Source organism: Burkholderia sp. Bp8963 (assembly GCF_003854275.1).
Lineage (GTDB): Bacteria > Pseudomonadota > Gammaproteobacteria > Burkholderiales > Burkholderiaceae > Burkholderia.
The window spans coordinates 111,652-130,154 of sequence record NZ_QTQP01000020.1 but is presented as its reverse complement, the minus strand read 5'-3'; the positions used below and the strand labels follow the sequence as shown (position 1 = coordinate 130,154).

Here is an 18,503-nt window from a genome sequence, read left to right as displayed (position 1 = left end):
CGGAGCACGACCGCGTGATGCTGTGCGGCAGCACCGCGATGCTGAAGGACACGACCGACCTGCTGAAGCAAGCCGGCCTCGTCGAAGGCAAGAACAGCGCGCCGGGCCACTACGTGATCGAGCGCGCATTCGTCGACTGATCCGTCCCCAGACGTTGCGCGTCATCAAGAACCGGAGCGAAAGCTCCGGTTTTTTTTTGGGCGGGCTTGGCGAATTCGTAACAATCTGGGACCCTCTCATCTCAAATAGTTACATTTCGGCACGCCGCATCTGGCGGCTCTCGTGTCGGTGTTTTTCCTACACAACAGATTCCGTCCGATCGTTCGTATTTCCCCTTAGATGTCCGCCCGACATGACTTTTTCGAAATTTTTGAGATATGATTCGCGGCGCGCAGCAGCATTGGGGAGCGCATGAAGGGTCGGAGTCATGTGTTACAAGATGTAAATTTTGTTACCTCGGCACATCGCGATTCGATTGCGGCAACCATCGCTGGAGCGACCTCCGGCATGCGCCGCCGACCGGTGTCTGAATCGCTTTCTGACAGCAGGGAGAGTCATGGATACGTCGCTTAACGCGCCAGAGAGCGCCCACGCCCCGTTCCCGTCGCAGCCGCACACGCAGGCCGCCACCCCGCCCCGCTTCACGAACGCCGCGAGCCGCGAAGTGCTCGCCGCGCGCATCGCCGCACTGTCCGCCGAACTGTTCGCCGCCGACGAAGCCGCTCGCCGCCACCTGGCCGGCGAACTGCACGACGGCCTCGGCGCCGAACTCACCGCCGCACGCTTCGCGCTCGCGAACATCGAAACCTGGCTGCCGGCCGACGCGCCCGAAGGCTGCCGGCGTGCGCTCGATCTCGCGCAGCGCGCGCTCGACACCGCGACGGACGCGAACCGGCGCCTGATCGCCGAACGCAACGCGCCGGCACTCGACGGCGGCCTAGTGCGCGCGCTGTCGGCATGGATCGACAGCTACACGGAACGCACGGGCCTGCGCACGAGCTTCGTCTGCGCGGCCGATGCGCGGCTGCCGCAACTCGCGGGCACGGGCGCGCTCGCGATCTTCCGCGTCGCGCAGGAAGCGCTGTCGAACGTCGCGAAGCACGCGCGCGCGTCGTCGGCCGACGTGCGGATCGACGCCAGCGCCACGCAACTGACGCTGGTGGTCACCGACGATGGGACCGGTTTCTCGCGCGCGCGACACCACGGCTACGGGCTCGCCGGGATGCGTACCCGCTGCGAGGCGTTCGGCGGCAGCTTCGAGCTGTCCGCGCCGTCGGTCGGCAACGGCACCCGGGTCGCCGCGCGCTTCGCGTGGGACGCGCTGCTCGCGGCGCCGGCGGTTGCCCATCGCGCGTCGCTTTCGTGAGGACGCCATGAGCCTCGACATCCTGCTCGTCGACGATCACGCGATCGTCCGGCAAGGCATCCGGCACCTGTTGATCGATCGCGGCGTCGCGCGCGACGTCGTCGAAGCGGAGACCGGCGGCGAAGCGATGGCGGCCGTCGACAAGCGCGAGTTCGACGTGATCCTGCTCGACATCTCGCTGCCCGACATGAACGGCATCGAGGTGCTGAAGCGCATCAAGCGCAGGCTGCCGCGCACGCCGGTGCTGATGTTCTCGATGTACCGCGAGGACCAGTACGCGGTGCGCGCGCTGAAGGCAGGCGCTGCCGGCTACCTGTCGAAGACGGTCAACGCCGCGCAGATGATTTCCGCGATCCAGCAGGTCGCCGCGGGCCGCAAGTACGTGAGCCCGGCGATGGCCGAGGCGCTCGCCGAATACGTGTCGTTCGAGAACGAGCCGATGCCGCACGAGAAGCTGTCGGACCGCGAATACCAGACGCTGTGCATGCTCGCGTCCGGCAAGCGGCTCACCGATATCGCGAACACGCTGTCGCTGTCGGTGAAGACGGTGAGCGTCTACCGCACGCGGCTGCTCGAGAAGATGCGGCTGTCGAACAACGCGGAACTGACCTTCTACGTGATGAGCAACCGGCTCGTCGACATGGCGCCCGCCGCCGGCGCGTGAACGCGCCTGGCGCTCGCCGCGCCGAGCGCCAGGCGCTTGTTTTATCGGACGATTGGCGCGCCGCGCCGTTGCGTCGCAACGGGTCATCCGCGTCAAATCGGCTAAAATTGCAGGTTTTTCACTCGTTCATCGCCCCCGCGCGACCGCGCGTGCCGGCCATCCATCCGCAATGTCTCTCTTCCGCAAGAAAAACGTCGATCGCATGATCGCCGGCGCACACGCTGCCGGGCTCAAGAAAGCGCTCGGCGCGATCGACCTCACGTTCCTCGGCATCGGCGCCATTATCGGCACCGGCATCTTCGTGCTGACCGGCACCGGCGCCGTGCAGGCCGGCCCGGCGCTGATGCTGTCGTTCGTGATCGCCGCGATCGCATGCGGCCTCGCTGCGCTGTCGTACGCCGAATTCGCGTCGACGATTCCGGTCGCCGGCTCGATCTACACGTATTCGTACGCGACGCTCGGCGAGCTCGTCGCGTGGATCATCGGCTGGGACCTGATGCTCGAATACGGGCTCGCCGCGTCCGCGGTGTCGGTCGGCTGGTCGGGCTACCTGCAGTCGCTGCTGCAGGGCTTCGGCCTCTCGCTGCCGACCGTGCTGACGGCTGCGCCGGGTGCGGTGCCAGGCGTCGTCACGTGGTTCAACCTGCCCGCGTTCCTCGTGATGATCGTGATCACGACGCTGCTGTCGATCGGCATCCGCGAATCGACGCGCATCAACAACATCATGGTGTTCATCAAGGTGTCGGTCGTGCTGCTCGTGATCGCGGTCGGCGTGTTCCACGTGACGCCCGCGAACTGGAAGCCGTTCATGCCGCACGGCTGGAACGGCGTGTTCGGCGCGGCGGCCGTGATGTTCTTCGCGTTCATCGGCTTCGACGCGGTGTCGTCGGCGGCCGAGGAAGTGAAAAACCCGAAGCGCGACCTGCCGATCGGCATCATTGCGTCGCTCGCCGTCTGCGCGTTCCTGTATGTCGCGGTCGCAGCGGTCGCGACGGGCATCGTGCCGGCCGCGCAGTACGCGGGCGTCTCGCACCCGATCTCGTACGCGCTGCAGATCGCCGGCGAGAAGTGGGTCGCGGGCTTCATCGACCTCGGCGCCGTGCTCGGCATGCTGACCGTGATCCTCGTGATGAGCTACGGCCAGACCCGCATCGTCTTCGCGATGTCGCGCGACGGCCTGCTGCCGGCAACGCTGTCGCGCGTGCATCCGCGCTACGCGACGCCGTTCCTGACGACCTGGCTCGTCGGCCTGTTCTTCGGCCTGATCGCCGCGCTCGTGCCGCTCAACGTGCTCGCCGAGCTGATCAACATCGGCACGCTCGCCGCGTTCTCGATGGTGTCGATCGCGGTGCTCGTGCTGCGCCGCACGCATCCGGACCTGCCGCGCGCGTTCCGCTGCCCCGGCGTGCCGGTCGTGCCGATCCTCGCGGTCGCTTCGTGCCTGTTCCTGATGCTGAACCTGGCGCCCGTCACGTGGGTCGCGTTCGGCGTGTGGCTCGTGATCGGCCTCGTGATCTACTTCGCGTATTCGCGCCGGCATTCGAAGCTCGCGCACGGTCACGACGTGCACTGAAGCCCGCCGTTGCGCGCGCATGCCGCGCGCAACGGTGCGGCGCTGCGCAGGGCCGGATGCCGGCCCTGCGCGCGGCACACTCCCTCCCCACCGGAATCGGCTGCTGCTGTGCGCATGCGCGCCCCGCAGTGCACGCCGTAACCTCCGTAGTCCCCGCAGTCCATTACGCTCCGCTGCGCGACGCTCGCGAACGGGCGTTATCCGATCGTCCAGAAGTTTTGCCCATTCCTCCGGATTCGCCCGGCGCCCCACGTCGCCGCCTGCACGCTCGCGCCGCGCGGTTCATAATCCCGCCATCGAACGACGGTCCGCAACGGCAGGGCCGTCCGGCAACAGGACACAAATGATGGAAAGCGTCGATCTCGATGTACTGAAATCCAGCGCGCGCTGGATCGACGAAGGCCGCCGCGTGCTGCTCGTGACGGTCGTAAAGACGTGGGGCTCGTCGCCGCGCCCCGAAGGCGCGATGCTCGCGGTGCGCGACGACGGGCTCGTCGTCGGCTCGGTGTCCGGCGGCTGCATCGAGGACGACCTGATCGCCCGCGTGCATGCGAGCGGCATCGCGGCCGACGCGCGCCCGGAAGCCGTGAAATACGGCGTGACGGCTGAAGAAGCACACCGCTTCGGGCTGCCGTGCGGCGGCACGATCCAGCTCGTGCTGGAACCGCTCACGCGCGACAGCGGCATCGCCGCGCTGTGCTCGGAGGTCGAGGCCGGCCGCCTCGTCACGCGCACGATGACGCTCGCGACCGGCCGCGCGTCGCTGTCGCCCGCGCAGGCGGCCGACGGCGTCGCGTTCGACGGCGAGCGCCTCGTGACGATCCACGGCCCGCGCTACCGGATGCTCGTGATCGGCGCAGGGCAGCTGTCGCGCTACCTGTGCCAGATCGCGGCCGGGCTCGACTACCAGGTGACGGTGTGCGATCCGCGCGAAGAATACACGGATGCGTGGGACGTGCCGGGCACGCGCGTCGTGCGCACGATGCCCGACGATACAGTGCTCGAGATGAAGCTCGATGCACGCTCTGCAGTGATCGCGCTCACGCACGATCCGAAGCTCGACGATCTCGCGCTGATGGAAGCGCTGAAGACGCCGGCGTTCTATGTCGGCGCGCTCGGCTCGCGGCGCAACAACGCGGCGCGGCGCGAGCGGCTGCGCGAATTCGACCTGAACGAAGCGGAGCTCGCGCGGCTGCACGGACCGGCCGGGATCTACATCGGCAGCCGCACACCGCCGGAAATCGCGATCTCGATCCTCGCCGAGGTCACGGCGGCGAAAAACCACGTGTCGCTGCCGACGATCCTGCAGGTCGAAGGCGCGAAGGCCGCGCGCGAGATCGCCGCGCGCGGCGGCGAAGCCTGCGGCATCTGACGCCCGCCTCTTCCGGCAGCGGGTGCCGGCGCAGCATCACCGATAACGTGCGCTAGGCGAGGCCCGCCGCGAGCGCCGCGGCGACCGAGCCGGCCACCAGCATGACACCCACCGTGCGGCGCTTGTTCAGCTCGGTCCACAGCAGGACGCCCGTCAGCGACAGCAGGATCAGCGAGCCGGCGATCGTATCCATCAGCAGCACCCAGCCGAGGTTCATGCCGACGCCGCGGTGCAGGCTGTTCAGCGTCGCGAGGAACGAGTTGCTGGTGCGCTTCACCGACACGTAGCCGTTGCCGACCCAGTATTCGGCCTGCAGGTTCTGGTGCGGCCCGAACAGCCCGAACTGCCAGTGCTCGGGCTGCATCACGCGCTTGTCGCCCCATGCGACGGGCTGCGCCGGCTCCTTGCGCATGCGGCCCGGTCGGCCGTCGAACTGCAGCTCGCGGGCGAGCCATTTCGTCATCGCGGCGGGCGTAGCGGGCACCGGATCCGGCAGCGCGAGCTGCAACTGCTCGACCTGCGGCTCGCCGGTCCGGATCGCAAGCGGCGGCGCGCGATGGTTGAGCAGCACGCCCGTCACGCCGAACAGCAGCCCGAGCACCGCGCCCCACAGCCCCACCCAGCCGTGCACCTTGCGCAGCCACTTGATGAAGGTCGCGCGGCGCGAGCGCTGGCGGCGCGCAGCCAGTTCGTCGTCGCTCAGCGGGCGTGCCGCCGGGCGCAGCACGGTGACGCCGGCGCGCGGCGTGTCGATCGTTTCGGGCGCGTTCACGCGTAGGTTTCCATTCGTTCAAAACAATGGGCGGCACGCTCGGATCGCGCGCCGCCCGTCGGGCATGAAAATGAGAATGGATATCATTACACAAATCGCTGCGGGGCTCAATCCGCGCGGGGCAGATGACGATCCAGCGGACCCGCGCGCGTCAGCGCACCGGCGGCAGCGGAAAGCGCGGCTTGGTGTCGGCCGGGTCGCCGTCGGTACGCTCGAGCGCGTACAGCCACGCGAGCAGGTCGGCAACCGCCTGATAGAGCTGCGGCGGAATCCGGTCGTCCAGATCGACCTGCATCAGCAGCGACACCATCTCCGGCGCCGTATGCACGTAAAGCCCCACGTCGCGGGCGCGCGCGACGATCATGTCGGCCACCGCGCCGTAGCCCTTCGCGATCACGCGCGGCGCGGCGTCCCCGCCTTTCGCGTCGTAGACGAGCGCGGCCGCGCGCTTGCGGGACGGCGCGCTCAATGCGGGGCACCGTCGCCGGGCTCGGCGTCGCGGGGCATGCCGGCCTCCGCACCGCGGGCGCTGCGCGCATAGGCGCTGGCCGCCGCCTGCGCGGCGAGTGCGTCGAAACCGTCCGGCGTGCCGTCGACCGCGCGGATCGACAGCCCGCCGAGCTGCAGCCCCGATGCTTCGAGCCGCTGCCGGAACGCGGCTTCGTGCCGCGTCAGACGCTCGGCGCCCGCGTGGTTCGCGCGCAGCCGCGCGACGAGCTGCTCGCCGTTCAGCACGAGCTCCGCATCGACAGTGCCGAGCGACGGCAGCGTCAGCGTCAGGCGCGTGCGCCACGCGCTACCGTCGCCGGCGTCGCCCGAATCGCCCGAGTTGCCACCTCGTGCCGCCTGCCCGCCCGACCGGTCGGGTTCGATCGTCCAGTCGAGCCGCGCGCCCGGCCAGGCTTCGCCGATCCAGCGGAACTGGTCGGTCGCGAGCACGTCGAGCTGCTGGCGCACGAGCGGCACTGCGGCGGGATGCACGCTCGCCTGCGCGGCTGCCTGAGGGTCCGGCGCCGCACCGGCCAGCGCGGCGCGCGCTGGCGTCCAGCCGGGCGTCAAGGCGGAATCGGCGGTGTCCTGGAGCGGATCCGCCGCGCCGGACAGCCGTGCCGGCAGCGCATCGGCGGACAGCAAACCGCGAGCGGCCGCGCGCGGCGGCACGCCAGCCGCCGATGCGGTTGAAGCAGGCGCGGCCGGCCGGGCTGCCGCCGACGGCAGCGGCAAGCGCGGGTCGAGCAGCGCGTCGAGCGCATCGTCGGTCGCCTCGGTCGTCTCGGTCGTCTCGGTCGTCTCGGTCGCACCGGTCGCCTCGGCCGCGCCGGCGGACGCCGCCAGCGGCAGGCGCGCCTGCGGCTCGCGCAGCAGCGCGGCCAGCGGCCGCTGGCCGGCAAGCCATTGAGCGAGATGGGATTCGTAGAACAGGCCGCTTTCGCCGACTGCCTGCGCAAGCGCAGTGCGCAGCGTCGTGGCGAACATCGGCTGATCGGACTGCAGCGCCGCCGTGCGCGGCGCATCCTGCGCTGCGGCCGGACGCATGCCGGCCGGCTGCTCGGGATCGGTAAGCAGGATCGACGGATCGGCGAGCAGCGGCAGCCGCCCGACAACGGCCGGCGTCGCATCGCCGCCGAAGCGCGAGATCGCGTCGAGCGCGAGCCCGACTTCGGACAGCGCCGTCTGCACGGACGCCTGCGGTGCGCTGGCCGCGGGTGCGGCCGGCGCAGCCGAAGGCGACGCGCCGGCCGCCGGCGTGCCGACCTGCGGCGCCGCGCCGCCGCCGGCGGGCGGCGCCACGACGTCGGACAGCAGGCTGTCGATGCGGCTCGCCAGCAGCGCGGCGGCTACGGTGTCGATACCGGTCATGATCGGGGCCTGCTCACCTCTGCGACATCGATGCAAATCGCTGAAACGGCGTCCGGCACGGCGCGCCGCGCGACGCCGGACGTCCCAAGCCTGCGCGCTGCACGGTCAGCCGCGCGCGCGGTACAGATCCGTCAGCACCTTGGTCGAGCGCCGCGTCTCGAACAGCGCGGACAGCCGCGCGACTTCCGGGCACGCGAGGTCGCGGATCGCCGCGTCGTCGGCGAGGATCCCGCGAATCAGGTCGAGCTTGTGGCGGAGCTCGGACTCGTCGAGCGCGAGACCGGGCCCGGCGTCCTTCAACCCGTCGACGAGCTGCTGGTACTCCTGCTGCAGCGCCGACAGTTCGGCCCAGTCGGCGCCGCGCGCCGCGCGCAGCATGCGCCCGGACACGGCCGCGATCGCCTCATAGCGCGCGAGGTACTCCGCCTTGCGGTTCATCGTGATGCTTCCGCTGCCTGTTGTGCGGCCTGTTGCGCGGCCATCCGCGCGACTTCCGGGCCGATGCCGGTCCAGGCTTCCTCGAGCGTCGCGAGCAGCCCGTCGACTTCGACCAGCATCGCGTCGCTTGCCTGCGCGTTCGCCTCCAGCAGACGCCGGTTGATATAGCCGTACAGCGCATCGAGGCGCTCGGCGATCTCGCCGCCCGCGTCCCGGTTCAGCGCCGCCTGCAGGCCGCTCTCGACGATGCGGATCGCCTTGCCGATCGCTTCGCCGCGCGCGGGGACGTTGCCCTGCTGCAGATGCATGCGCGCAAGCGCGACGGCCTGTCGTGCGCCCTGGTACAGCATCGCGACCAGGCGATGCGGGGATGCGCCCATCACCCCGGTCTCGACGCCGACACGCGCGTAAGCACTGGCTCCAGCGTGTCCTGGGGAAAACATGCGCTTCTCCTTGTTGATGCTTTGCTTTGTATACGGGGAGTCCGCATCCGTGTCGCGCACGGTGCGGCCTTCTCCCGGAGTTATCGGAACAGAAACTAAAAGCTTTAGACGGCGCCCCATCACACCGACATCTGCATGACCTCGTTGTACGCGCTCACGAGCTTGTTGCGGACCTGCAGCCCGAACTGGAAGCCGATGTTGGCCTTCTGCATGTCGACCATCACGTCGTTCAGCGAGATGTTCGACGCGCCGACCTCGAACGCCTGCGCCTCGCCAACCGACTTCTGCTGGTCGCCGCTGATCTTGTCGAGCGACGCCTTCATCGCGCTGGCGAACGTGCTGGCCGTCGCCGCACCCGAGCCCGCGAGCGCCGCCGTCGGGCTCGCGGCGCCGCCCGACGCCTGTGCGGCCATCGCCTGCATCTGTTGCAACACCGAACCGATTCCGCTGACGTTCGCAGTCATGCCGTCTCCAGATAAAGGGCCCGTACGGGCCGGGGCCGGCTGCCCGCGCGCATCACGCCGCGCGGCCGCCATGCCGGATTGCGACAAAGCTTAGCAGCGCGCGGTGCGGCAAAGCCGCGAAACTACGGGGGAAACCCCGCTCTTTTCGGGCGATCGGATCGCGCGTGGCGTCCCGATAATCGCATCGTGTCATTGTCCGCCCGCTCGCCCGAGCGGGTCAGTCGCCCCGCTCCGGAGAACCTCGACGCATGGATTCGCAGGCCAATTCGCTGATCAATCCCGACGCCCGCACGGGCCTCGCCAGCCCCGCGGCCGGCGCCGCCGCTGCCGCGGCGCTGCCGGGCACGGGCGGCGCCGGCGCGGACTTCGGGTTCGGCGGCTTCGCGGAACGGATTCCCGGCATCGCGCGGATGAAGGGCAACCCGAAGCTGCCGTTCATGATCGCCGTCGCGTTCGCGGTCGCGGTGATCGTCGCGCTCGTGCTGTGGAGCCGCACGCCCGACTACCGCGTGCTGTACAGCAACCTGTCGGACCGCGACGGTGGCGCGATCATTGCTGCGCTCCAGCAGGCAAACGTTCCCTACAAGTTCGCCGACGCCGGCGGCGCGATCCTCGTGCCGGCGAACCAGGTCCACGAGACGCGCCTGAAGCTCGCGGCGATGGGGCTGCCGAAAGGCGGCTCGGTCGGCTTCGAGCTGATGGACAACCAGAAATTCGGCATCAGCCAGTTCGCCGAGCAGGTCAACTACCAGCGCGCGCTCGAAGGCGAGCTGCAGCGCACGATCGAATCGATCAACGCGGTGCGCGGCGCGCGCGTGCATCTCGCGATCCCGAAGCCGTCGGTGTTCGTGCGCGACAAGGAAGCGCCGAGCGCGTCGGTGTTCGTCGACCTCTACCCGGGCCGCGTGCTCGACGAAGGCCAGGTGCAGGCGATCACGCGGATGGTGTCGTCCGGCGTGCCCGACATGCCCGCGAAGAACGTGACGATCGTCGACCAGGACGGCAACCTGCTGACCCAGACCGCGTCCGCGACCGGCCTCGACGCGAGCCAGCTCAAGTATGTGCAGCAGGTCGAGCGCAACACGCAGAAGCGCATCGACGCGATCCTCGCGCCGATCTTCGGCGCCGGCAACGCGCGTTCGCAGGTGAGCGCCGACGTCGACTTCTCGAAGCTTGAGCAGACGTCCGAAAGCTACGGCCCGAACGGCACGCCGCAGCAGGCGTCGATCCGCAGCCAGCAGACCAGCACCGCGACCGAGCTCGCGCAGGGCGGCGCGTCGGGCGTGCCGGGCGCGCTGTCGAACACGCCGCCGCAGCCGGCCTCCGCGCCGATCGTCGCGGGCAACGGCCAGAACGGGCCGCAGGCGACGCCGGTCAGCGACCGCAAGGATTCGACGACCAACTACGAGCTCGACAAGACGATCCGCCACGTCGAGCAGCCGATGGGCAGCGTGAAGCGGCTGTCGGTCGCGGTCGTCGTCAACTACCAGCCGGTCGCCGACGCGAAGGGCCACGTGACGATGCAGCCGCTGCCGCCCGCGAAGCTCGCGCAGGTCGAGCAGCTCGTGAAGGACGCGATGGGCTACGACGCGAAACGCGGCGATTCGGTCAATGTCGTCAACAGCACGTTCTCGACCGCATCCGACCCGTACGCCGACCTGCCGTGGTGGCGCCAGCCGGACGTGATCGAGATGGCGAAGGAAGCCGCGAAGTGGCTTGGCATCGCAGCGGCGGCCGCGGCGCTCTACTTCATGTTCGTGCGCCCGGCGATGCGCCGCGCGTTCCCGCCGCCCGAGCCGGTCGCGCCCGCGCTGCCGTCGCCGGAGGATCCGGTCGCGCTCGACGGCCTGCCCGCGCCGGACAAGGAAACCGAAGAGGAAGACGCGCTGCTGCTCGGCTTCGAAAGCGACAAGAACCGCTACGAACGCAACCTCGAATATGCGCGCACGATTGCGCGCCAGGATCCGAAGATCGTCGCAACCGTCGTGAAAAACTGGGTGTCCGATGAACGCTGAAGGCTTGACCAAGAGCGCGCTGCTGCTGATGTCGATCGGCGAAGAAGAAGCCGCGCAGGTATTCAGGTTCCTCGCGCCGCGCGAGGTGCAGAAGATCGGCGTGGCGATGGCCGCGCTGCGCAACGTGACGCGCGAGCAGGTCGAGGAAGTGCTGCAGGAGTTCGCGAAGGAAGCCGAGCAGCACACCGCGCTGTCGCTCGATTCGAACGAATACATCCGCTCGGTGCTGACGAAGGCGCTCGGCGAGGACAAGGCCGGCGTGCTGATCGACCGGATCCTGCAGGGCAGCGACACGAGCGGCATCGAAGGGCTCAAGTGGATGGACTCGGGCGCGGTGGCCGAGCTGATCAAGAACGAGCATCCGCAGATCATCGCGACGATCCTCGTGCATCTCGACCGCGACCAGGCGTCCGAGATCACGTCGTGCTTCACCGAGCGGCTGCGCAACGACGTGATGCTGCGGATCGCGACGCTCGACGGCATCCAGCCGGCCGCGCTGCGCGAGCTCGACGACGTGCTGACGGGCCTGCTGTCCGGCAGCGACAACCTGAAGCGCGCGCCGATGGGCGGCATCCGCACCGCGGCCGAGATCCTGAACTTCATGACGAGCATCCACGAGGAAGGCGTGCTCGAGAGCGTGCGCCAGTACGATCCGGAGCTCGCGCAGAAGATCGTCGACCAGATGTTCGTGTTCGAGAACCTGCTCGACCTCGAGGACCGCGCGATCCAGATGGTGCTCAAGGAAGTCGAGTCGGAGACGCTGATCATCGCGCTGAAAGGCGCGCCGCCCGCGCTGCGCCAGAAATTCCTCGCGAACATGTCGCAGCGCGCGGCCGAACTGCTCGCCGAGGATCTCGACGCGCGCGGCCCGGTGCGCGTGTCCGAAGTCGAGACGCAGCAGCGCCGCATCCTGCAGATCGTGCGCAACCTCGCCGAGAACGGCCAGATCGTGCTAGGCGGCAAGGCGGAAGACGCCTATGTCTGATCGGGCGAGCGAACGCGTGCGCGACATGACCGCGTACCAGCGCTGGGAGATGGCGTCGTTCGATCCGCCGCCTCCGCCGCCGCCCCCGCTGCCGCACGACGAAGCGGCCGCGGCCGCCGCCGAGCTCGCCGCGGAACTGCAGCGCGTGCGCGACGCCGCGCATGCGGAAGGCCTGACGGCCGGCCACGTCGAAGGACAGGCGCACGGCTACCAGGCCGGCCGCGAGCAGGGCTATCAGCAGGGTTTCGAAGCCGGCCAGGCCGAAGCGCGCGCGCAGGCCGCGCAGCTTGCGGCGCTCGCGACGTCGTTTCGCGAGGCGCTCGGCGCCGCCGAACACGATCTCGCGTCGGACGTCGCACAGCTCGCGCTCGACATCGCGCAGCAGGTCGTGCGCCAGCACGTGAAGCACGATCCCGCGGCGCTCGTCGCCGCGGTGCGCGACGTGCTCGCGGCCGAGCCCGCGCTGTCCGGCGCGCCGACCCTCGCTGTGCATCCGGCCGACCTGCCGGTGGTCGAGGCTTACCTGCAGGAAGAGCTCGACGCGCTCGGCTGGAGCGTGCGCACCGATGCGGCGATCGAGCGCGGCGGCTGCCGCGCGCACGCGGCGACGGGCGAAGTCGACGCGACGCTGCCGACCCGCTGGCAACGCGTCGCCGCCGCGATCGGCAAGGTGAGCGCATGGTGACGCGCACGCCCGAAGCGTTCGCGCGCGACGGGATGACGCCGCTCGAGCGCGAACTCGCGCTCGCGTCGTTCGGCCCGGAAGCCGCGCACGACACGACGCCGCAGGCCGCCCCCGACGCGCCGCGCGCGCCGCACAATCCGCATCTCGCGCACTGGCGCTCGCACCTGAACGCGCTGTCCGCGCGCAGCCACCGCGCGTTGCCGCTGCGTCCGTGCGGCCGCCTGACCCGCGCGGCGGGCCTCGTGCTCGAGACGATCGGGCTGCGCCTGTCGGTCGGCGCCGAATGCACGATCGAGCTGCCGCCCGGCAGCACGCTGCCGCATGCGGAAGCGGAAGTCGTCGGCTTCTCCGGCGACCGCCTGTTCCTGATGCCGACCACCGACGTCGCGGGCGTGCTGCCCGGCGCGCGCGTGTGGCCGCGCGAAACCGCGCCGGTCGCCGACCCGCTCGCGGGCGCGAAGCGGCTGCCGGTCGGCTGGAACATGCTCGGGCGCGTCGTCGACGCATCGGGCCGGCCGCTCGACAACCTCGGCCCGCTGGCATCGAAGGTCGACGCGCCGTTGTCCGCGCCGTCGATCAACCCGCTCGAGCGCGAGCCGATCCATCATGTGCTCGACGTCGGCGTGCGCGCGATCAATGCGCTGCTCACCGTCGGCCGTGGCCAGCGGATGGGCCTGTTCGCGGGCTCCGGCGTCGGCAAGTCGGTGCTGCTCGGCACGATGGCGCGCTACACGAGCGCCGAGGTGATCGTGATCGGGCTGATCGGCGAGCGGGGCCGTGAAGTGAAGGAATTCATCGAGCAGATCCTCGGCGAGGACGGCCTTGCGCGCTCGGTCGTGGTCGCGGCGCCGGCCGACGTGTCGCCGCTGCTGCGGATGCAGGGCGCCGCGTACGCGACGTCGCTCGCCGAATATTTCCGCGACCAGGGCAAGCACGTGCTGCTGCTGATGGATTCGCTGACCCGCTACGCGATGGCGCAGCGCGAGATCGCACTCGCGATCGGCGAGCCGCCCGCGACCAAGGGCTATCCGCCGTCGGTGTTCGCGAAGCTGCCCGCACTCGTCGAGCGCACCGGCAACGGGCCGGAAGGCGGCGGCTCGATCACTGCGTTCTACACGGTGCTGACGGAAGGCGACGACCAGCAGGATCCGATCGCCGATTCGGCGCGCGCGATCCTCGACGGCCATATCGTGCTGTCGCGTGCGCTCGCGGAAGCCGGCCACTATCCGGCGATCGACATCGAGGCGTCGATCAGCCGCGCGATGACCGCGCTGATCGACGAGCCGCATCTCGATCGCGTGCGCCAGTTCAAGCAGATGCTGTCGCGCTACCAGCGCAACCGCGACCTGATCGCGGTCGGCGCGTATGCGCCGGGCCGCGACGCGCAGCTCGACCGCGCGATCGCGCTCTATCCGCGCATCGAAGCGTTCCTGCAGCAGGGCTTCCGCGAATGCGCGCCGTTCGCATCGAGCCTCGCCGGGCTCGATGCGCTGTTCGATTCCCACGGAGGCTGACGCTGATGGCCCAAGGCTTTCCTTTGCAGATCCTGCTCGACCGCGCGCAGGAAAACCTCGACGAGGCGACCCGGCAGCTCGGGCACGCGCAGCGCGACCGCACCGCGGCCGCCGAGCAGCTCGACGCACTGCTGCGCTACCGCGACGAATACCACACGCGCTTCGCGCAATCCGCGCAGCACGGGATGCCCGCCGGCAACTGGCGGAATTTCCAGGCGTTCCTCGACACGCTCGACTCGGCGATCGCGCAGCAGCGCCGCGCACTGGCCGCCGCCGACGCGCGCATCGACGAGGCGCGCCCGCACTGGCAGCAGCAGAAACGCACCGTCGGGTCGTACGAGATCCTGCAGGCGCGCGGCGTCGCGCAAGAAGCAACGCGCGCCGCGAAGCGCGAACAGCGCGAGGCCGACGAGCATGCCGCAAAGGTGCTGCGGATGCGGGCCGACGCGGCCAGGTCGACGTAACCGCCCACCGCATTCGCACGATTTGTACGATTCGCACGAGAGAACGCCATGCCTTCCTTGTCCATGCTCGGTACGCTGATCGATACCGCCGCTTCCGCCTTCAAGGGCGCCCGCAAGACGGACGCGACCGATGCGTCTGCGTCTGCGTCTGCGTCTGCGTCTGCGTCGGCTTCGGCGTCTGCGTCTGCGTCTGCGTCGAACAGCGCCGCGCCGGTGCCGTTCGCGCGAACGCTGCAGCAAAGCGTCGCGACGCAGCGCGCGGCGGCAGCCGCCACGGATGCGTCCGGTGCGTCCGGCTCGCCGGTTGCCGCATCGCTGCGGCATGCAGCCGACGACGCGACGTCGCAGGCCGCTGACGGCACGAAATCATCCGACTCGTCTGACGACAAGACCGCCGCCACCAATCCGGACGCGGCCGCGCTCGCCGCCGCAGCTGCCATACAGGCGCAATTGCAGGCGCAATTGCAGGCGCGCCCCGACGGCACGGCATCCTCAATGTCCACGTCGTCCACGACGTCGACGACCAACGCACCGTCGGCCGACATGCTCGCGCGCACGAGCGACGCGGCGTCGGCAGCGGGCCATGCCGAGCCGACGACGAGCCGCGACGCGCTGCATGCGGCGCTCGAGAAACTCACCGGCGGTGCGAGCGGCGTCGCGCTGCCGGCCACCGCCGGCGCCGCGGCACCGCAGCAGACTGCGGCCACCACCGCCGCGCCGCTCACGCCGAAGATGCCGACGTTCGACAAGACGCTTGCCGACGCGAAGGGCACGCTCGCGGCGACGCCGGGGCAGACGCAGACGCCCGCCGCGCAGGCACTGCAGGCCGACGCGGCGGCCAGATCCGATACGGGAGCCGGCGCGGCGCATGCGCTCGCGGCCACGCAGGATGGCGTCGATCCGGCCCGCGCCGCGCTCGCCGCCGCGACGGCCGCGTCCCAGCCCGCGCTGCAGACGACGCCGGCGGCGGCCAACGTCGCCGCCGCGAACGCGAACGTGCTTGCGCCGCACGTCGGCACCGCGGACTGGACGGACGCGTTGAGCCAGAAGGTCGTGTTCCTGTCGAATGCGCACCAGCAGAGCGCCGAGCTGACGCTCAATCCGCCGGATCTCGGCCCGCTGCAGGTCGTGCTGCGGGTCGCGGACAATCATGCGCACGCGCTGTTCGTGTCGCAGCACGCGCAGGTGCGCGAGGCGGTCGAAGCCGCGCTGCCGAAGCTGCGCGACGCGATGGAAGCGGGTGGCCTCGGCCTCGGCAGCGCAACCGTCAGCGACGGCGGCTTCGCCTCGCAGCAGCAGCAGCAGAACCCGCAGCAGGCGTTCGCCGGCGGACAATCGTCGCGGCGCGGCAGCGCCGCACCGTCAGCCGGCGCAGCACCGCTCGACGGCGCGCCATCCGCTGCGGCTGGCGCGACCGTGAGCCGCGTCGGCCTCGTCGATACGTTTGCCTGAGCATCGGCGCCGCTCAGCGGCCGTGCACCGAGGCCGTCTCGCCGCGCGGCGAGCCGGCCTTGCGTGCGGCAACGATGAAGTCCGCCGCACGCTCGCCGATCATCACCGACGGCGCATTCGTGTTCCCGCCGACCAGCGTCGGCATCACTGACGCATCCACCACGCGCAGCCCTTCGACGCCCCGCACGCGCAACTGCGGATCGACGATCGCGCGCGCATCCGTGCCCATCCGGCAGGTGCCGACCGGGTGATAGATCGTGTCGGCATGCTGAACGATCGTCGCGCGCAGCTCGGCTTCCGACTGGTCCGCCCGCGTGTACAGCTCGCGCCCGCCCTGCGACGCGAGCGGCGCCTGCGACAGGATCCGCCGCATCGCGTGCGCGCCGCGCACGAGCAGGTCGAGATCGCGCGCATCGCTGAAGAAGCGCGGATCGATCAACGGCGCATCGCGCGTGTCGCCGCTCGCGAGCGTCACCGTGCCGCGGCTGAACGGCCGCAGCGCGCACACGTGCAGCGAATAGCCGAAGCCCCAGTGCATCTTGCGGTTGTGATCGTCGACGAGCGCCGTGCAGAAATGCAGCTGCAGGTCCGGCCGGTCGAGCGACGGGTCGCTCTTGATGAAGCCGCCCGCCTCCGCGACGTTGCTCGTCATCATCCCGGTGCGGCTCGAGAAGTAGCGCGCGAGCGCGGGCGTCATCTTCGCGATCCCGCGCACGCAGACGCCGACCAGCTCCGACGAATTCACGCGCGTGTTGATGATGAAGTCGATATGGTCGATCAGGTTCGTGCCGACGTCCGGCGCGTCCTGCACGACCGCGATCCCGTGCCGGCGCAGCTGCTCGGCCGGGCCGATGCCCGAGCACATCAGCAGTTGCGGCGAATTGAACGCGCCGCCCGACACGATCACTTCCGCGCGCGCGCCGAGCGTCTCGACGCGCCCGTTGCGCGACACCACGACGCCGATCGCGCGCTTGCCGTCGAAGCCGACGCGCAGCACCGTCGCATCGGTCATCACATGCAGGTTCGGCCGGTTGCGGCCGTAGATGTACGCGCGCGCGACACTGCAGCGCGAGCCGTCGCGATGCGTGACCTGGTAGAAGCCGACGCCTTCCTGCGTCGCGCCGTTGAAATCGTCGTTGAGCGGATAGCCGGCTGCGTGCGCGGCCTGGATGAATCGTTCGGAGAACGGATTGCGAAAGCGCAGATCGGACACCGTGAGCGGACCGTCCGCGCCATGCCACGCATTCGCGCCGCGCTGATTGCCTTCCGCGCGCCGGAAGTACGGCAGCACGTCCTGCCAGCCCCAGCCTGTCGCGCCGAGTTCCGCCCATTCGTCGTAGTCGCGCGGATGGCCGCGCGTGTAGATCATCGCGTTGATCGCACTCGAGCCGCCCATCCCGCGCCCGCGCGGCTGGTAGCCGCGGCGGCCGCCGAGGCCCGGCTGCGGCACGGTCTCGTAGCCGTAGTTGGTGCCGAGCCTGAACGGCACGAGCGCCGCAATGCCGACCGGCATGTTGACGAGCAGGTTGCGCTCCGTGTGCGAACCCGCCTCGATCAGCGCGATGGTCGCGTCGGGGCACGCGTCGGCGAGCCGGCCCGCGAGACTCGCGCCGCCGGATCCCGCCCCGACGATGATGTAGTCGTATTGCATGCATGTCTCCTTCATGTCATGAAGGGCGCCCGGCGCTGCCGCGCGGCCCGAGTCACGTCTTCTGTCTTCTAGTGTTCGCGCATTGTAGGAATGGCTGCCGCGCGCGCGGCGCGCCGATTCGAGAGCGATTCCTCTAAACGTGCGCGTGAACTAAATTTAAGATGCGTGGATTCGCTTGGCGCGACGCAGCCGGCCGCCAGAAGCCGATCTGTCGCGAAATGGGAGAGACACTGATGCAGCGACACGTTCTGCAGGCCGTGTGCCGACCGGGTTTTCCGGCCACCTCGTCCTTGCCCCGCATTTTGTTTCAAACGACAGCCTGTGCGCGCACACGCGCAGCGACGCGCGCGACGCGCGGCAATCGAACGGCGCGGGCCGCCCCCGCGCGTTTGGAACGCATGCCGGCGGCATCTTCCGGCTGGCCGCCGATCGCGCCTGTCGCGGCCGCAAGCGTCCGGCAATGCAGCGTGCCCGTGCATGCGGCGCGGTCCGCCGCGCCGTTTCGCGTGATCGTTTCGTGCACCCCATCACGGCGCGACCGCGCATCGCGCGCCGCTTCCCGCGACGTTTTCGTGTGCGTAAACCGTCGCGCGGATGCGACGCCCGGATGTGACCGGCACGCGACGGCCGATGCGACGGGCGACTCGACGGGCGACGCGATCCCGCGCGACGCCATGACCACCGCCTTGCCCCACGCCATACAGGATGCCGCCTCGAACGGCGGCACGCCGCCCAACCCGAACCGCCAAGCCGCGCTCGTCGAGCGGGCGCTTGCGGCCTGATTG

General features: G+C 70.0%; 18 protein-coding genes and 1 pseudogene. 12 read left to right on the top strand and 7 right to left on the bottom strand.

Annotated features, from left to right (window positions below; all coding sequences use genetic code 11):
- The 5 genes and pseudogenes from DID96_RS18845 to DID96_RS18825 all read left to right on the top strand — a co-directional run.
- Positions 1-140: pseudogene (locus DID96_RS18845) on the top strand (ferredoxin--NADP reductase); the annotation flags it as partial.
- 416 nt (positions 141-556) lie between these two features.
- Positions 557-1,366, top strand: a complete 810-nt coding sequence (rqpS, locus tag DID96_RS18840) for a quorum system sensor histidine kinase RqpS (RefSeq protein ID WP_124600787.1) — start codon at positions 557-559, stop codon at positions 1,364-1,366.
- Between the two features lie 7 nt (positions 1,367-1,373).
- Positions 1,374-2,030, top strand: coding sequence for a response regulator transcription factor RqpR (rqpR, locus tag DID96_RS18835; RefSeq protein ID WP_124600786.1), 657 nt, complete (start codon positions 1,374-1,376; stop codon positions 2,028-2,030).
- Between the two features lie 169 nt (positions 2,031-2,199).
- Positions 2,200-3,603 carry an amino acid permease gene (locus DID96_RS18830; RefSeq protein ID WP_124600785.1) on the top strand — a complete coding sequence of 468 codons (1,404 nt, stop codon included), beginning with the start codon at positions 2,200-2,202 and terminating at the stop codon, positions 3,601-3,603.
- Between the two features lie 346 nt (positions 3,604-3,949).
- Complete coding sequence (locus tag DID96_RS18825) at positions 3,950-4,975, top strand: XdhC family protein (RefSeq protein ID WP_124600793.1); 1,026 nt, start codon at positions 3,950-3,952, stop codon at positions 4,973-4,975.
- A gap of 52 nt (positions 4,976-5,027) precedes the next feature.
- Here the strand turns inward: DID96_RS18825 and DID96_RS18820 are convergent, their stop codons facing one another.
- The 6 genes from DID96_RS18820 to fliE form a co-directional block, all read right to left on the bottom strand.
- Positions 5,028-5,747, bottom strand: a complete 720-nt coding sequence (locus DID96_RS18820) for a PepSY-associated TM helix domain-containing protein (RefSeq protein WP_124600784.1) — start codon at positions 5,745-5,747, stop codon at positions 5,028-5,030.
- Between the two features lie 151 nt (positions 5,748-5,898).
- Complete coding sequence (locus DID96_RS18815) at positions 5,899-6,216, bottom strand: EscU/YscU/HrcU family type III secretion system export apparatus switch protein (RefSeq protein ID WP_124600783.1); 318 nt, start codon at positions 6,214-6,216, stop codon at positions 5,899-5,901.
- Entirely contained in the window at positions 6,213-7,607 is a 1,395-nt protein-coding gene (locus tag DID96_RS18810; RefSeq protein WP_124600782.1) for a flagellar hook-length control protein FliK, read from the bottom strand. Before DID96_RS18810 ends, DID96_RS18815 begins: the two co-directional genes overlap by 4 nt.
- A 105-nt stretch (positions 7,608-7,712) precedes the next feature.
- A complete protein-coding gene (locus DID96_RS18805; protein WP_124600781.1) occupies positions 7,713-8,045 on the bottom strand; it encodes a flagellar protein FliT in 333 nt (110 codons plus the stop codon).
- Entirely contained in the window at positions 8,042-8,488 is a 447-nt protein-coding gene (fliS, locus tag DID96_RS18800) for a flagellar export chaperone FliS (protein ID WP_124600780.1), read from the bottom strand. The genes DID96_RS18805 and fliS overlap by 4 nt, the downstream gene beginning before the upstream one ends.
- Positions 8,489-8,607: 119 nt before the next feature.
- Positions 8,608-8,952, bottom strand: coding sequence for a flagellar hook-basal body complex protein FliE (gene fliE / locus DID96_RS18795; protein WP_124600779.1), 345 nt, complete (start codon positions 8,950-8,952; stop codon positions 8,608-8,610).
- 248 nt (positions 8,953-9,200) lie between these two features.
- Here fliE and fliF point away from each other — a divergent pair, with 248 nt between their 5' ends.
- Genes fliF through DID96_RS18765 form a run of 6 tightly spaced genes read left to right on the top strand, consistent with a single transcriptional unit; the run spans position 9,201 to position 16,067 of the window.
- Positions 9,201-10,967: a flagellar basal-body MS-ring/collar protein FliF gene (fliF, locus tag DID96_RS18790; RefSeq protein ID WP_124600778.1), complete on the top strand. Its 1,767-nt coding sequence runs from the start codon at positions 9,201-9,203 to the stop codon at positions 10,965-10,967.
- Positions 10,957-11,952 carry a flagellar motor switch protein FliG gene (fliG, locus tag DID96_RS18785; RefSeq protein WP_124600777.1) on the top strand — a complete coding sequence of 332 codons (996 nt, stop codon included), beginning with the start codon at positions 10,957-10,959 and terminating at the stop codon, positions 11,950-11,952. Before fliF ends, fliG begins: the two co-directional genes overlap by 11 nt.
- Positions 11,945-12,637: a flagellar assembly protein FliH gene (fliH, locus tag DID96_RS18780; protein ID WP_124600776.1), complete on the top strand. Its 693-nt coding sequence runs from the start codon at positions 11,945-11,947 to the stop codon at positions 12,635-12,637. Before fliG ends, fliH begins: the two co-directional genes overlap by 8 nt.
- Positions 12,631-14,151 carry a flagellar protein export ATPase FliI gene (gene fliI, locus DID96_RS18775; RefSeq protein ID WP_124600775.1) on the top strand — a complete coding sequence of 507 codons (1,521 nt, stop codon included), beginning with the start codon at positions 12,631-12,633 and terminating at the stop codon, positions 14,149-14,151. The genes fliH and fliI overlap by 7 nt, the downstream gene beginning before the upstream one ends.
- A gap of 5 nt (positions 14,152-14,156) precedes the next feature.
- Positions 14,157-14,615 carry a flagellar export protein FliJ gene (gene fliJ / locus DID96_RS18770; protein ID WP_124600774.1) on the top strand — a complete coding sequence of 153 codons (459 nt, stop codon included), beginning with the start codon at positions 14,157-14,159 and terminating at the stop codon, positions 14,613-14,615.
- 48 nt (positions 14,616-14,663) lie between these two features.
- A complete protein-coding gene (locus DID96_RS18765) occupies positions 14,664-16,067 on the top strand; it encodes a flagellar hook-length control protein FliK (RefSeq protein ID WP_124600773.1) in 1,404 nt (467 codons plus the stop codon).
- 13 nt (positions 16,068-16,080) lie between these two features.
- On the opposite strand, the gene DID96_RS18760 is transcribed toward DID96_RS18765, so the two are convergent.
- Positions 16,081-17,718, bottom strand: coding sequence for a GMC family oxidoreductase (locus tag DID96_RS18760; RefSeq protein ID WP_124600772.1), 1,638 nt, complete (start codon positions 17,716-17,718; stop codon positions 16,081-16,083).
- 233 nt (positions 17,719-17,951) lie between these two features.
- Here DID96_RS18760 and DID96_RS18755 point away from each other — a divergent pair, with 233 nt between their 5' ends.
- Entirely contained in the window at positions 17,952-18,500 is a 549-nt protein-coding gene (locus tag DID96_RS18755; protein WP_124600771.1) for a hypothetical protein, read from the top strand.
- Positions 18,501-18,503: the final 3 nt, after the last annotated feature.

What these genes read in the sequence shown, in the direction of transcription:
- DID96_RS18810 (WP_124600782.1), bottom strand. Translation starts at nt 7,607, where the DNA reads ATGACCGGTATCGACACCGTAGCCGCCGCGCTGCTGGCGAGCCGCATC.
- fliJ (WP_124600774.1), top strand. Translation starts at nt 14,157, where the DNA reads ATGGCCCAAGGCTTTCCTTTGCAGATCCTGCTCGACCGCGCGCAGGAA.
- DID96_RS18755 (WP_124600771.1), top strand. Translation starts at nt 17,952, where the DNA reads ATGCAGCGACACGTTCTGCAGGCCGTGTGCCGACCGGGTTTTCCGGCC.
- DID96_RS18765 (WP_124600773.1), top strand. Translation starts at nt 14,664, where the DNA reads ATGCCTTCCTTGTCCATGCTCGGTACGCTGATCGATACCGCCGCTTCC.
- DID96_RS18805 (WP_124600781.1), bottom strand. Translation starts at nt 8,045, where the DNA reads ATGAACCGCAAGGCGGAGTACCTCGCGCGCTATGAGGCGATCGCGGCC.
- DID96_RS18760 (WP_124600772.1), bottom strand. Translation starts at nt 17,718, where the DNA reads ATGCAATACGACTACATCATCGTCGGGGCGGGATCCGGCGGCGCGAGT.
- fliI (WP_124600775.1), top strand. Translation starts at nt 12,631, where the DNA reads ATGGTGACGCGCACGCCCGAAGCGTTCGCGCGCGACGGGATGACGCCG.
- rqpR (WP_124600786.1), top strand. Translation starts at nt 1,374, where the DNA reads ATGAGCCTCGACATCCTGCTCGTCGACGATCACGCGATCGTCCGGCAA.
- fliG (WP_124600777.1), top strand. Translation starts at nt 10,957, where the DNA reads ATGAACGCTGAAGGCTTGACCAAGAGCGCGCTGCTGCTGATGTCGATC.
- fliF (WP_124600778.1), top strand. Translation starts at nt 9,201, where the DNA reads ATGGATTCGCAGGCCAATTCGCTGATCAATCCCGACGCCCGCACGGGC.
- rqpS (WP_124600787.1), top strand. Translation starts at nt 557, where the DNA reads ATGGATACGTCGCTTAACGCGCCAGAGAGCGCCCACGCCCCGTTCCCG.
- fliH (WP_124600776.1), top strand. Translation starts at nt 11,945, where the DNA reads ATGTCTGATCGGGCGAGCGAACGCGTGCGCGACATGACCGCGTACCAG.
- DID96_RS18825 (WP_124600793.1), top strand. Translation starts at nt 3,950, where the DNA reads ATGGAAAGCGTCGATCTCGATGTACTGAAATCCAGCGCGCGCTGGATC.
- fliS (WP_124600780.1), bottom strand. Translation starts at nt 8,488, where the DNA reads ATGTTTTCCCCAGGACACGCTGGAGCCAGTGCTTACGCGCGTGTCGGC.
- DID96_RS18830 (WP_124600785.1), top strand. Translation starts at nt 2,200, where the DNA reads ATGTCTCTCTTCCGCAAGAAAAACGTCGATCGCATGATCGCCGGCGCA.
- fliE (WP_124600779.1), bottom strand. Translation starts at nt 8,952, where the DNA reads ATGACTGCGAACGTCAGCGGAATCGGTTCGGTGTTGCAACAGATGCAG.